This is a genomic window from Gorillibacterium sp. CAU 1737 (genome assembly GCF_039888655.1).
GTDB lineage: Bacteria > Bacillota > Bacilli > Paenibacillales > NBRC-103111 > Gorillibacterium.
The window spans coordinates 194,682-207,454 of record NZ_JBDQQO010000008.1 but is presented as its reverse complement, the minus strand read 5'-3'; the positions used below and the strand labels follow the sequence as shown (position 1 = coordinate 207,454).

Sequence of the window (12,773 nt, the reverse complement as noted above, 5' to 3'; positions counted from 1 at the left end):
TACATTTACTTTTACAATAATGAACGGTTTCAGGCAAAACTAAACGGCCTCAGCCCCATGGAATTCAGGGTCAAGGCCGCTTAAGAATCTTTTATTTTTTGTACTGTCTATTTGACGGGGTGCAGTTCAGAATGGGGCACCCTCTTTCTTCAACCCGTTAGATCCGTTCCATTCTTCTAGCCAGATGATGGACGTAACGAGACCGAACGACGAGGAAGTAGAGAAGCTGAGCGGCCGCGAAGAAGATGGAGGCGGTCAACACCGGAGGCAGGGAGATCGGAATGTTGATGCTCTTCAGGATGGGCCGCAGAACCACGAAGGTCTGAATGGTGGAGATGGCGGTCGGCAGGAAGAACAGCAGCGCAATCTGGGTGGTGACCGAACGCTTCATCTCCCGGACGGATAACCCGATCCGCGACAAGGAGCGGTAATTCTGTCCGTCGCGTGCCAACTCTGCAAACAGCTTGAAGTAAAGGAAGCTGGCAGAAGCGACGGAGAAGATGGCGGAGATGAAGAAGCAGATGAAGCCAATCATCGACGTTGATTCTTTGACCCAGCGGTAGTTATCCGCACGCATGAGCAGGTAGCTGTCCGGATTCAATGGTTTTTCCTCCCAATGATCCATAAGCTTTTTGTTGAACACGGCTTCCGGGTTATCGCCGTCTGGGTAGCCGAGGTTGTCCCATGCGGGTACCCGATATTTTGTAACCGGAATGGTTTGAAGCCTGCCATTCTTTTGCAGATTGACGAGCTTCGTAAACACACTGTCTTCCACAATGAGCGTATTCGACTTGGACAGGTAGCCGCCGAGACGTTTCATTGACGCTTCCTCCAACTGCAGGGTCAAGGAGAGGTCCTTCAACTCAACTCGACTTGTGTTTAGCTCACCGTTATTGCTTCCTTTGATGGACAAGCCTTTCTCGGCGGTCCAGCCTCCGGAAGGTTCAGGAGGAGCAGGATCCGTCTGGCTTGCCGGAAGGAGCGGGTACAGCTTCTCAAAATCGCTGCGGGACATAAAATCGACATAGCGATATTTATCTGTCGCTTGGATCTGATACGTAAACGACTTGACGGTAGCTTTTTGAAAAGAGATGTTTTCCTTGGCGAAAAAGGCATCGATCTCTTCCAACTCAGCTGCGGTTTTCTCGGTCTGCGAATACTCGGCAAAGGTGAGTGCGAAGGGGTTGTTTCGGTAAAGCTGCTCGTTCTCATGTCGGGTCGAGAGGACCAAGCCTATGCTCATACAGGCAATCGAGATGGCGACGGTTACCATGAACAGCATCCGTGCGTTGTCCTTCAGCTTGTACGCAAACTCTGAAATCCACAGCAGGTTCGTTCGCTTCCAGAACAGGCGGCGGTTTTTGCGAAGCAGGCGAAAAACCAGGACGGAGAGCTGCGTGTAAAAGAAATACGTACCGGTGATTCCGAGGAACGCAGCAGCCAACACCGCTTCAGGAGAAAAGCCCCCTTTGTAAAGGAGATAAAGCGCAGTTCCCAGCAAAAGAATCGTGAGCAAGGAAAGAAGGAGGGAAGCGCGAGGCTCTTTTTTAGGCCGGCTTGTTCCTGTCAAAAGCTCCAGCACACGGCTTTTGCGAATGAACAAGAGGGTGAACACAGACAGGAACAGGAAGAGCGCGAGAAAGGCACCGGAGGTAAGCAAGACCGCCTGCCCCGGCCAATAGAACGGCATCTCGCCCAAGCCGATGAACCGGGAGCTGAAGAGCAGGAAGAGCTTGTTGAGCAGAAGACCAGCAGTCATGCCGGTGACGATGGACGCGGCGCCGATGATCATGTTCTCCAGGAAAATCAATCGATTCAACTGACTGGAGGAAGCGCCCAGAATGGTGAGGAGTCCGAATTCCCGGTTGCGCGCCTTCAGGAACACGCTGATCGAATACAGGACAAATAGAAACGAGAAAACAAAGATGATGTACTCGGCGATCCGAATGCCGGTTTGCGACATCTTCCCCAGCTCGGAGACCGCTACATCGGGATGATATAGAAACACCGCATAGGAGAAGAAGATCATCACCATGAAGGCACTGCTCAGAAAATAAGCGATGTACGCGCGGCTGTTCCGGCGAACGTTATGAAAGGCGAATTGAGGAAAGTTCATTCGCGTTCCCTCCCCAAAACGACAGCATGTCGATGATGTTTTGGAAGAAGGCCTGGCGGCTCTCTCCCCGGTAAATCTCCCCTGCGAGCTTGCCGTCCTTAATAAAGACGACACGGTGGCAATAGCTGGCCGCCAGCGGATCGTGGGTGACAAGCATGAGGGTGGTTTGGTCCGTGCGGTTCAAGTCCTCAAGCGTCTCCATGACGGCACGGGAGGAGTTGGAATCGAGAGAACCCGTAGGCTCATCAGCCAGAACCAGAGAGGGACGGGTGATGATGGCGCGGGCAATGGCGGTGCGCTGACGCTGTCCGCCGGACAGCTCGTAGGGCCGCTTGTTCAAAATCGCTTCGATGCCCAGTCGTTTGGCAACCTGCCCCAACCGCACGTCCATCTCCACCAGCTTTTTCCCGGCCAGGGTCAAGGGGAGTACGATGTTCTCGGCAACAGTAAGGGTGTCGAGCAGGTTAAAGTCCTGGAAAACGAAGCCCAGCTCGGTTCGGCGGAAGTTCGCCAGGTCTTTGCGTTTCATGCGATGCGGATTTTTGCCGTTGATGTGAATCTCACCGGCACTTGGGGAGTCGATGGTCGAGACCAGATTGAGAAGCGTCGTCTTGCCGCTCCCGGAGGGTCCCATGATGCCGACGAATTCACCCGGATCAATGGACAGGTGGATATCGGTCAGCGCCTGGGTGGCTACTCTTCCCGGATAGACCTTGCTTACTGCGGTTGCTTTTAAGATTTCCACGGGGTATGCATCCTTTCGCAAGCCGTTTCGAACGAAGCCGGCTGATGTCTTGTCTTGCCTCCAAGTCTACAAAATCGCCGGACGGCCTGCTATGGAATTGCCTTACGGTTTCCTTACAGCTTTGTAAGGTTTGCGGAATCGGGAGGGCGTGAAAACTGGAGAGTGACCGTCGTCCCCTTCCCAAGCTCGGAGGAGAGGAAGACCCCATGTCCGAGCCGGTTGCAGATTTCCTTGACCAGATACAGGCCCATGCCGGTTGACTCGGTGTACTCCCGTCCCCGTTCTCCCGTGAAGGAGGGGGCGAAGACCCGGCGCAGGTCCTTCGGGTCGATGCCGATGCCTTCGTCGCGGATGGTCAGCACGATGGAACGGTCCGCTTCCTGGGAAGCGTGGGCGCAGAGGGTTACCGTTTTGCCGGGAGCACCCGAGTAATTGACGGCGTTGGTGAGAATCTGGCCGAGGACGAACAAAAGCCACTTCTCGTCGCTGTAGACGGAAAGGGTCTCCTCGATTTGCAGGCTGGCCTGAACGCCCTTGCGTATAAAAAGGCGGCGGTTTTCCTTCACGGCCAGGGCTGCCGCACGGGCAAGCGGTACCGGTCGGATGGCAAAGTCCTGCTCGAATCGTTCGAGGCGGGCGGTATAGAGGACCATCTGCAAGCCCTTTTTCAACCGCTCCAGCTCGTCCTGGATGCTGTCCCCGGTCTCGTCGTCCAGCTCCTTTGCCGTCAATTGGAGAATGGAGACGGGGGTTTTCATCTGATGAACCCAGCGGTGAACAAAGGCCAGGTGCAGCTCCATCCGGTTTTTTTCCGCAGCCAGCTCGTCCCGGTAATGCTTTTCCTGTTCGAGAAGGAGGCGATTCATCGCTTCCGATAATGGGGTGGAGTCCTCTTCCTTGAACAGAGAGTGATTCCAATCCTCCGAAAGCTCGTCCTGATCAAGCCGCTGATAAAAGCTTCGGTGCGTGAAGTAGCGAAAGATCAGATAGACCGCGAGTACCGAGAAGCTGACCAGCAGTCCGTAAAGGACAAGCTTGCTGTCAAACCGCACATCGAGGAGAGCGTACATCAGAGGGATCAAGAGTGCCTGTAAGGTATAGAAGGCGAGGAGCGGCGTATGCTCCTTCCAAAAGAGCTTCATGGGTACATCTCCTATTCAGCTAGAAACAGATAACCGTTTCCGCGTACCGTCTCGATCGCGTTCTCCCGGCCCAGCTCCTTCAGCTTTTTGCGGATGCGGGTTACATACACGTTGAGTGTATTGTCGTCGACGAAATGCTGGTCCTCCCAGAGGAGGTCGAGCAGCTTCTCGCGGCTGACCACGCGGCCTGCTCTCTCCATCAGGGCAAGCAGGAGCAGGGCTTCCTTCTGGCTGAGCTCAATCTCGCCTTCCTCTGCTTTCACGAGGAGCCGTTCGGGGTAGAGGAGAAGGCCTGCAGCCTGGACGGTGCGCTCTTCCTGGCGGGCGGAGAGGGAGCCGTAGGCGCGCCGGAGATGGCTTCCCACTTTGGCGGTGACCAGCTCGTAATGGAAGGGCTTGATCAAATAATCGTCTGCCCCGTTTTCCAATGCCATCACTTGGTCCAGATGACCATCGCGGGCGGAGATAAACAAGATCGGGCAGGTCGTCTCCGTGCGAAGCTGGCGGCACCAGTAAAAGCCGTCGAAGCGGGGCAGGTTGACGTCGAGCAGCACCAGATGAGGGTTCACGGCGCGAAAGGTCTCCATCACCCGGTCGAACTCTTCTACTAGTTCGACGCGGTATCCATAATTGTCGAGGTGTTTTTTCAGCATGGCTGCGAGTTTCTTATCGTCTTCCACTAGGAGCAGGGTGAACATGACAGCTCCTCCTTCCGTAGTATCCAACCTACAGGGTACACGATTCGAAAGGAAAGCTAAAGCTCGACTTTCGTCCGTCCCGACGGGGAAGGGTGCACCCGGCAAATTGTTTGTGGTATCGTGAGAGCAATGGGAGAGGAGGCGGAAGAGAGCATGGAAGAGGCGGGGTACCCCTTGATTCTCAAGCTCGTCGGAACCAAGTGCCTGGTGGTCGGAGGAGGACCGGTCGCCGAACGAAAAACGGCCTCGTTGCTTGCGGCGGGCGCGAAGGTGACCTTGCTGGCTCCCGCTCTCACGGCAAATCTGGCGGGCTGGGCGGCTGAGGGAAAGATTCTCTGGCAGGAGCGGAATGTCCAGACAGGAGATGTTGCCGAGAGCGGAGCCCGGCTCGTGTTTGCGGCTTGCGGAGATCGAAGCGTCAACCGAAGCGTCTGTGCCGAAGCAGAGGAAGCGGGCTGCCTCAGCAACAACGTGGATGAGCCGGAGGAGGGGAGCTTCACGGTTCCTGCCGTCGTCCGCCGGGGGGACCTGGTCATCGCGGTGTCGACCGGAGGGGCCAGCCCGACTGCGGCGCGGACGCTCGCCCGCGAGATCGCAGATCGTTATGGGGAAGACTATGCCACTTATACCGCCTTCTTGCGCGAGGTTCGAGAGCACGTGAAGGCGTCAACGGCGGATAAGGAGCTTCGCCGCCGTTTGCTTAAGGAAGCAGCAATTGGAGAACCAGCGCTCGCTGCTATTCGGGAAGGAACCTTCGAGGTATATCGGGAAACCTTCCTGCGCCGCATTCGCGAAGAAGCCGGTAGCTAATGCAAGGGAGCGGCAGGGCTCGTCCTTCAAGAGAATTCGGATTTCTCTTCGAATTTCGGTATAATGGAATTATTCTAGAATAGCTCGGAAAGGAAGTCATTCATGCGGACCATCAAGGTGGGGACGCGGCAGAGCGCGCTTGCGCTCACCCAGACGGGCCATGTCGTCGAACAGCTGAAGAAGCTGTGCGGCGCAAACGGATGGGATTGTCGCTTTGAAATCGTGAAAATCGTTACAAAAGGCGACCGGATTCTCGATGTCACCCTCTCCAAGGTAGGGGGCAAGGGACTGTTCGTCAAAGAGATTGAGCAGGCGCTGCTTTCGGGGGAGATCGACCTTGCGGTGCACAGCATGAAGGACGTGCCGTCTGAACGGCAGGCCGGGCTTGTGCTGGGCGCCATTCCCGAGCGGGAAGATCCGCGGGATTGCCTGATCGCGGAGGGGGCGGCTCGGCTTGACGAGCTGCCGACAGGAGCGCTCGTCGGCACGAGCAGCCTGCGGCGGCAGGCGCAGCTGCTCGCCCGCCGCCCGGACCTGCGCGTGGAGCCGCTGCGCGGCAACATCGACAGCCGGCTGAAGAAGCAGGAGGCGGGGGACTATGACGCGATTCTGCTCGCCGCCGCGGGCCTGCACCGCATGGGCTGGGCGGAGCGAATCAGCGGCTACCTCCCGCCTGCGGAGTGCATCCCGGCCGTCGGCCAAGGCGCGCTCGGCATCGAGTGCCGCGCGGAGGATGACGAGCTGCTGGCCCTGCTGGCCCAGCTCCAGCATGAGCCGACCGCCCTCGCGGTTCGCGCCGAACGGGCCTTCCTCGGCCGCTTGAACGGCGGCTGCCAGGTGCCGATCGGAGCGCATGCGGTGTTGGAGGGTTCGGCGGATGGTACATCGCCTCGCCTGACGCTGACCGGGATGATCGGACGGCCGGACGGCAGCGAGCTGCTGACCGAGACCGTCTCGGGAACGGACCCGGAAGCGGTTGGCCGAGAAGCGGCGGAGCGGCTTATCGCTCGCGGAGGCGAGCGGATTCTCGCCGAGGTTCTGGCGAACCCTATAGAAGAGAAGGAGGACGGGGGATGAGCGAAAGCGGGAAGGTCTACCTGGTTGGCGCAGGCCCCGGCGACCCGAAGCTGATTACGCTTCGCGGGCTGCAGGCGATTGAGCGGGCGGATGCCATCGTCTACGACCGCTTGGCCAATCCTGCGCTGCTCAAGCACGCCAAGCCGGAGGCGGAGCGGATTTACGTCGGCAAGCTGCCGGATCGGCACACGCTGCGCCAGGAGGCGATCAGCGAGCTGCTCGTCGAGCTGGCCCGACAAGGAAAAACCGTCGCCCGCCTCAAGGGCGGCGATCCCTCCGTGTTCGGCCGAGTCGGCGAGGAGGCCGAGCTGCTTGCGGCGAACGGCATGCCGTTCGAGATCATCCCCGGCATCACCTCGGCCATCGCCGTGCCTGCCTATGCGGGCATCCCGGTGACCCATCGCGACTTTACGTCGTCGCTCGCCATCGTCACCGGGCATGAATGCAAGAAGCTGACCGACTCCAGCATCGACTGGGAGAAGCTGTCCACCGCTACCGGAACCCTGGTGTTCCTGATGGGCGTGGCCAGCCTTCGCCTCATCAGCGAGACGCTTATTCGACATGGCAAGGCGGATCATACCCCCGTTGCGGTCATTCGCTGGGGGACCCGACCGGAGCAGCGCACGGTAACCGGGACACTCGCCTCCATCGTGGAGCGGGTCGAGGAAGCTGGATTGGAGTCTCCGGCGATTATTCTTGTTGGAGAGGTGGTCTCCTTGCGCGACAAGCTGGCCTGGTATGAGAAGAAGCCGCTGTTCGGCAAGCGCATCCTCGTGACGCGGTCCCGTACCCAATCGAGCAGCCTTGCCGAGCAGATCGACGACTGGGGAGGCGAGGCACTGGAGATCCCGGTGCTGCGGCTTAAGCCTCCCGTGGACCCCGCGCTCAGCGCCGAGCTCGATGAAGCCTGCCGCCGGCTGGATGAATACGATTGGGTGTTCTTTACGAGCGCCAACGCCGTCGAGTTTTTCTTCGACCGCTTGGCTTGCCTCGGACTCGACGTTCGCCGGATGGCAAAGGCACGCGTAGCCGCCGTCGGCACCAAAACCGCGGAGGCTCTCCGCGTTCGCGGGATCATGGCCGACCTGACGCCCGAGCAGTTTCAGGCCGAAAGCCTGCTTACGGAGGCGCAGCCGCACCTGAAGGCGGGGCAGAAGGCGTTTCTGCCCCGGTCCGGGCTCGCTCGGAGCGTTCTGCCGGAGGGGCTGGCGGCGGCTGGCCTCGACGTGATCGAGGCCGACCTCTACCAGCCGGTTCCGGCGCTGGAGAGCGCGGACGATCTGCAGCGCGTCGTGAGAGAAGGCGCCCTAAGCGCCGTCACCTTCACGAGCTCGTCGACCGTCACGAGCTTTCTCCAGCTCCTCGGCCTCGCGCAGGAGGAGGATCTGCTGCACCTTGCTTTGCAGATCCCGGCGGTCTGCATCGGCCCGGTCACCGCGAAGACTGCGCGAGAAGCGGGCTTTGCGAGCGTGGTCGTGTCTAGGCAGGCCACGGTTGAATCGCTCTTCGAGGCTCTTCGTGAGCTTCATGTGGAAGAATGACAACGGGCATCCTTTCCCTGCATCCGAATCCTGCATGCTTGGGAAGGAGCCGCCCCATTTTCATACGTACTAGGAGGTATCCTTGTGAGTTTTCCAATCGTCCGTCATCGCCGTCTGCGCACATCCCCCGCGCTCCGCAACCTGGTTCGGGAGCATGCCCTCACGGCGAATGACCTTATTTATCCTTTGTTTGTGACCGAAGGCACCGGTGTGAAGAACGAAATTTCATCGATGCCCGGCGTCTATCATTATTCGCTCGACACGCTGGCTGAGGAGATCGACGAAGTGGCTTCGCTTGGCATCCAGGCGGTGCTGCTCTTCGGCATTCCGGCTACGAAGGATGCCATCGGCTCTTCGGCTTTTGATGAGGAAGGCATTGTACAGCGTGCGACACGTGTGATCAAGAGCAAGCACCCCGAGCTTCTCGTGGTGGCTGACACCTGCCTGTGCGAATTTACCGATCATGGCCACTGTGGAGCGGTGCATACCGATGAATGTACGCAGCAAGCTGTTATCGACAACGATGAGTCGCTGGAGCTGCTCGCTCGCACCGCCGTCTCCCAAGCAAAGGCTGGGGCCGACATCATCGCTCCCTCCAATATGATGGACGGCTTTGTGCACGCGATTCGTACGGCATTGGATGAAGCAGGCTATTCGCACATCCCGATTATGTCGTACGCGGTCAAGTATTCTTCCGCCTATTACGGTCCCTTCCGCGAAGCGGCTCAATCCGCTCCGAAGTTCGGTGACCGCAAAACCTACCAGATGGACCCGGCCAATGCGCGCGAGGCGCTCCGTGAAGCCGAATCCGACGTGCTGGAGGGGGCGGATATGCTCATGGTGAAGCCGGCGCTCGCCTATATGGATATCATCCGCAGCGTTCGCGACAACTTCGACCTGCCGATTGTCGCCTACAACGTCAGTGCGGAATATTCGATGGTCAAGGCTGCCGCGCAGAACGGCTGGATCAATGAACGCGCTGTGGTTCTCGAAACGTTGACCGGCATGAAACGGGCCGGTGCCGATATTCTCATTACTTACCATGCCAAAGATGTTGTTCGCTGGCTGAAGGAAGGCTGACGCTATGGCTTTTGATGATACGTTTCTTCGAGCCTGCCGCAAGGAGCCAGTAGAGCACATCCCGGTATGGTACATGAGGCAGGCGGGACGCTATGATCCCGAATACCGCGAGATCAAGAAAAACTACAGCTTGCTGGAGATTTGTCGCCAACCTGAGCTGGCGGCTGAGGTCACGCTCATGCCCGTGCGGAAGCTCGGCGTGGACGCAGCCATCCTCTATTCCGATATCATGAACCCGGTGGCATCCATTGGCATCGACTTCGATATCGTGAAGGACGTAGGCCCGGTTGTCCACAATCCGATCCGCAGCAAAAGCGATGTGGAGGCGCTCCGCCCTATCGATGTAGAGGGAGACCTCGGCCATGTGCTGCGAACGATCGAAATCCTGGATCGCGAGCTTACGGTGCCGCTCATTTCGTTTGCCGGGGCGCCTTTTACGCTGGCGAGCTACTTGATTGAAGGACGCCCCTCCAAAGGCTACCGCCGGACAAAGGCGATGATGTATGGAGAACCGGAGGTCTGGTTCGCCCTCATGGAGAAGCTGGGGGATATGGTCATCGCCTATCTGCGGGCGCATGTCGCTTCAGGCGCGAAAGCGTTCCAGCTCTTCGACAGCTGGGTCGGCTCGCTCGCACCGGCAGATTTTGATCGATTTGTTCGTCCGACCATTGAACGTATCTTTTCGGAGCTGGCCGACCTTGACGTCCCCAAAATCTATTTCCCGGGAGTCAGCTCGGGAGAGCTTCTTCCTTCCATGAAGGGGCTTAAGGCCGATGTTATCGGGCTCGATTGGCGCGTCTCCCTTACGGAAGGACGCAAGCGCACCGGGGGCGGCTTTGCGGTACAGGGCAATCTGGACCCTTACGTGCTGACGGCGCCGATGTCTGTCATCGAGGGGCGGGCTCGGCTCATTCTCGACGAGGGCATGCGGGAGCCGGGGTTTGTGTTCAACCTGGGCCACGGACTTTTTCCCGAAGCCGAGCTGGATAAGCTCAAAGCCCTTACGGACTATGTTCATTCCTATACGAGCAAGACCCTCTCGACAAACCGCCAGGAACCCGCGCAAAAGGAAGGGAGTAACCGGAGATGAGGAGCAAACGGCGCATCGGGGTGCTCGTGATGTCGTACGGCACACCGGAAAGCCTGGATCAGATTGAAGCTTACTACACGCACATTCGCAGAGGAAATCCCCCTTCCCCTGAGCAGTTAGCCGAATTGACTTCCCGGTATGAGGCGATCGTCGGAGGGGTCTTTCCGCTGCGGGAACATACGAACCGCCAGGTGTCCCAGCTGCAGCGGCTGTTGAACGAAGACAGCGAGGATGCCGTTTATGTCTGCGTGCAGGGGCTAAAGCACGCCTACCCGTTTGTCGCCGATGGGGTAGAGACCTTGAAGCAAGCGCAGGTGGACGAAGCTGTCGGCATCGTGCTGGCTCCCCACTACTCGCGAATGAGCATCGGAGGCTATATCAGCCAGGCAAAAGCCAAGGCGGAGGAGCTGGGCCTTCCGATCCGCTTTGTCGAGAGCTACCATGACAATCCGCACCTGATTCGTGCTTTAACCGAACGGGTGCAAACGATACTGAAGAATTGGATCACGGCGGGGGTCCCCAGGGAGCAGGTGCGCGTATTGTTCTCTGCGCACAGCCTCCCGGCTTCCATTCTGGCAACCGGCGACCCCTATCCGGAGCAACTGCTCGCTACCTCTCGTCTCATCGCGGAAGCGGCGGAAGTGCCCTCCTGGTCCTTCGCCTGGCAGAGCGCCGGCCGAACGGCGGTCTCCTGGCTGGGTCCTGATATCCTGGAGGTGCTGCCCCAACTGAAGGAGGAAGGCGTTCGTTACGTCCTGGCTTGTCCGGTCGGCTTCGTCTCCGATCACCTGGAGGTGCTGTACGACCTGGACATCGAATGCAAGCAGGCGGCCGATAAGCTGGGACTCACCTTTGTCCGAACGGAGTCGCTCAACACCGATCCGCTTTACCTGCAGACGCTGCAGGAGGAAATTGAACGTGTCCTTCAGAAGCCTAAGCCAGAGTCGGATGTGCATCCGATGGCAGGGAGGGGAAGCGGCCGTGAGTGAACGGAGACGAAAGCTGGTTATCGTCGGTGGAGGCATCACCGGCCTGACGGCGGCATTCTATGCGAAACAGGCTGCCGATGAGGCTGGAGTGCCGCTCCAGATCACGGTGCTGGAGAAGAGTGAACGGCTTGGCGGAAAGATCCATACGCTTCGCAAGGATGGCTTTATCATCGAAAAGGGTGCGGATTCCTTCCTCACTCGAAAGCAGCCGATGATCGACCTGACGCGTGACCTGGGTCTGGAAAGCCGCTTTGTCGGTCAAGGCAGCCGCGGCAAGCGCGCCTATTTCCTTCATCGGGGTGCGTTTCATCCCGCCCCGAAGGGGATGGTCTTGGGGATCCCGACCGACCTCTCGACCTTCCTGGAAACCGGACTTGTCTCGCCGGACGGGAAGGCAAGAGCGCTGGAAGACTTGACCTTGCCTAAGAATACCGCCGAGGGAGACGAATCGTTGGGCGGCTTCCTCGAGCGCCGCCTCGGACCGGAGATGGTGGGGAGCGTGGCGGAGCCGCTGCTGGCCGGCATCTATGCCGGTGACCTGTACAAGCTGAGCCTAGCGGCCACCTTCCCGCAGTTCCGGGAGGCGGAGGCACAGTACGGAAGCGTTATTCAAGGCATGCAGGCTTGGCAGGAGGCAAGCAAGGCGCAAGCCTCCCTTGCTCCCAAGATCGGTGCGGGCAGCGCCTTTCTCTCCTATGAGGAAGGGCTCGGCACCATCATTGAGGGGCTGAATCAGGCTCTCGCCGATGCCGGGACCACCATTCATCGAGAGACGTTTGCTGTGCGGGTTGAATCGCATGAGAACAAGACGGAGACCGAGAACGGAACCGAGTACCGTGTTCACTTGAACCGCGGAGACTTCTTAGAGGCAGACAGCGTCATCGTGACGTTGCCGACGTATGAGTATCCGGGCTTGCTTCCGCATCTTCCGGGACTGGTCAAGCTGTCTCAGCTCCCCTATGTTTCGGTGGCCAATGTGGTGCTCGCCTTCCGTGAGGAGGATGTCCCGCCTGGCTTCGACGGGTCAGGCTTTGTTATTTCGCGCAAGGAAGGGCGGTTCATCACCGCCTGCACCCTGACCTCGCTGAAGTGGGAGAACACCGCGCCTTCCGGTAAGGTTCTCCTTCGCTGCTATGTAGGGCGGGCGGGTGATCAGGATTGGGTGAAGCTGACCGATGAAGAGATCGTTTCACGGGTTTGCGAGGAAGTGAAGGAGCTGCTGCAGATTGAAGCGGAGCCTCTTTTCCATGAGCTGACCCGGCTGTACCGCTCGATGCCCAACTACCCGGTGGGGCATCTCGGCAACGTCCGTGCGGCTCGAAACGAGCTTGCCCAGGTTATGCCCGGCGTATGGCTGACGGGAGCCGCTTATCTTGGCGTGGGCTTGCCAGACTGCGTCCAGCAGGGGAAGGAAACCGCGGAAGAGGCCGTTTCCCAGCTGAGAAAAGCAGGGATCAGCGGCCGGCTGACGAAATAGGTTCCATC

The 12,773-nt window shown here is 58.9% G+C and carries 12 protein-coding genes; 8 read left to right on the top strand and 4 right to left on the bottom strand.

Annotated features, from left to right (window positions below; translation table 11 throughout):
- Window positions 1-3 precede the first annotated feature (3 nt).
- A complete protein-coding gene (locus AAFN83_RS22135; protein WP_481810520.1) occupies window positions 4-84 on the top strand; it encodes an IS3 family transposase in 81 nt (26 codons plus the stop codon).
- A gap of 73 nt (window positions 85-157) precedes the next feature.
- On the opposite strand, the gene AAFN83_RS17290 is transcribed toward AAFN83_RS22135, so the two are convergent.
- The 4 genes from AAFN83_RS17290 to AAFN83_RS17275 all read right to left on the bottom strand — a co-directional run bounded on the left by AAFN83_RS17290 (window position 158) and on the right by AAFN83_RS17275 (window position 4,701).
- A complete protein-coding gene (locus AAFN83_RS17290) occupies window positions 158-2,116 on the bottom strand; it encodes an ABC transporter permease (RefSeq protein ID WP_347771599.1) in 1,959 nt (652 codons plus the stop codon).
- Window positions 2,088-2,861 (bottom strand): ABC transporter ATP-binding protein, encoded by a 774-nt coding sequence (locus AAFN83_RS17285; RefSeq protein ID WP_347771597.1) that lies wholly within the window; start codon window positions 2,859-2,861, stop codon window positions 2,088-2,090. The genes AAFN83_RS17290 and AAFN83_RS17285 overlap by 29 nt, the downstream gene beginning before the upstream one ends.
- 113 nt (window positions 2,862-2,974) lie before the next feature.
- Window positions 2,975-4,003: a sensor histidine kinase gene (locus tag AAFN83_RS17280; protein ID WP_347771595.1), complete on the bottom strand. Its 1,029-nt coding sequence runs from the start codon at window positions 4,001-4,003 to the stop codon at window positions 2,975-2,977.
- Between the two features lie 11 nt (window positions 4,004-4,014).
- Window positions 4,015-4,701, bottom strand: a complete 687-nt coding sequence (locus tag AAFN83_RS17275; protein ID WP_347771593.1) for a response regulator transcription factor — start codon at window positions 4,699-4,701, stop codon at window positions 4,015-4,017.
- Window positions 4,702-4,854: 153 nt separating this feature from the next.
- Between AAFN83_RS17275 and AAFN83_RS17270 the strand changes: the two genes are divergently transcribed.
- From AAFN83_RS17270 to hemG, 7 genes are all read left to right on the top strand, one after another.
- Window positions 4,855-5,511: a precorrin-2 dehydrogenase/sirohydrochlorin ferrochelatase family protein gene (locus AAFN83_RS17270; RefSeq protein WP_347771591.1), complete on the top strand. Its 657-nt coding sequence runs from the start codon at window positions 4,855-4,857 to the stop codon at window positions 5,509-5,511.
- 102 nt (window positions 5,512-5,613) lie between these two features.
- Window positions 5,614-6,588: a hydroxymethylbilane synthase gene (gene hemC, locus AAFN83_RS17265; RefSeq protein ID WP_347771590.1), complete on the top strand. Its 975-nt coding sequence runs from the start codon at window positions 5,614-5,616 to the stop codon at window positions 6,586-6,588.
- Window positions 6,585-8,129, top strand: coding sequence for a uroporphyrinogen-III C-methyltransferase (gene cobA / locus AAFN83_RS17260; RefSeq protein WP_347771588.1), 1,545 nt, complete (start codon window positions 6,585-6,587; stop codon window positions 8,127-8,129). Before hemC ends, cobA begins: the two co-directional genes overlap by 4 nt.
- Before the next feature lie 84 nt (window positions 8,130-8,213).
- Window positions 8,214-9,209 (top strand): porphobilinogen synthase, encoded by a 996-nt coding sequence (gene hemB, locus AAFN83_RS17255; protein ID WP_347771586.1) that lies wholly within the window; start codon window positions 8,214-8,216, stop codon window positions 9,207-9,209.
- 4 nt (window positions 9,210-9,213) lie between these two features.
- Window positions 9,214-10,299, top strand: a complete 1,086-nt coding sequence (hemE, locus tag AAFN83_RS17250) for a uroporphyrinogen decarboxylase (protein ID WP_347771584.1) — start codon at window positions 9,214-9,216, stop codon at window positions 10,297-10,299.
- A complete protein-coding gene (gene hemH, locus AAFN83_RS17245; RefSeq protein ID WP_347771582.1) occupies window positions 10,296-11,288 on the top strand; it encodes a ferrochelatase in 993 nt (330 codons plus the stop codon). Before hemE ends, hemH begins: the two co-directional genes overlap by 4 nt.
- Window positions 11,281-12,765, top strand: a complete 1,485-nt coding sequence (gene hemG / locus AAFN83_RS17240; RefSeq protein ID WP_347771580.1) for a protoporphyrinogen oxidase — start codon at window positions 11,281-11,283, stop codon at window positions 12,763-12,765. Before hemH ends, hemG begins: the two co-directional genes overlap by 8 nt.
- The last annotated feature ends 8 nt before the right edge of the window (window positions 12,766-12,773 follow it).

What these genes read in the sequence shown, in the direction of transcription:
- AAFN83_RS17290 (WP_347771599.1), bottom strand. Translation starts at nt 2,116, where the DNA reads ATGAACTTTCCTCAATTCGCCTTTCATAACGTTCGCCGGAACAGCCGC.
- AAFN83_RS17280 (WP_347771595.1), bottom strand. Translation starts at nt 4,003, where the DNA reads ATGAAGCTCTTTTGGAAGGAGCATACGCCGCTCCTCGCCTTCTATACC.
- AAFN83_RS17275 (WP_347771593.1), bottom strand. Translation starts at nt 4,701, where the DNA reads ATGTTCACCCTGCTCCTAGTGGAAGACGATAAGAAACTCGCAGCCATG.
- AAFN83_RS17270 (WP_347771591.1), top strand. Translation starts at nt 4,855, where the DNA reads ATGGAAGAGGCGGGGTACCCCTTGATTCTCAAGCTCGTCGGAACCAAG.
- hemC (WP_347771590.1), top strand. Translation starts at nt 5,614, where the DNA reads ATGCGGACCATCAAGGTGGGGACGCGGCAGAGCGCGCTTGCGCTCACC.
- cobA (WP_347771588.1), top strand. Translation starts at nt 6,585, where the DNA reads ATGAGCGAAAGCGGGAAGGTCTACCTGGTTGGCGCAGGCCCCGGCGAC.
- hemE (WP_347771584.1), top strand. Translation starts at nt 9,214, where the DNA reads ATGGCTTTTGATGATACGTTTCTTCGAGCCTGCCGCAAGGAGCCAGTA.
- hemH (WP_347771582.1), top strand. Translation starts at nt 10,296, where the DNA reads ATGAGGAGCAAACGGCGCATCGGGGTGCTCGTGATGTCGTACGGCACA.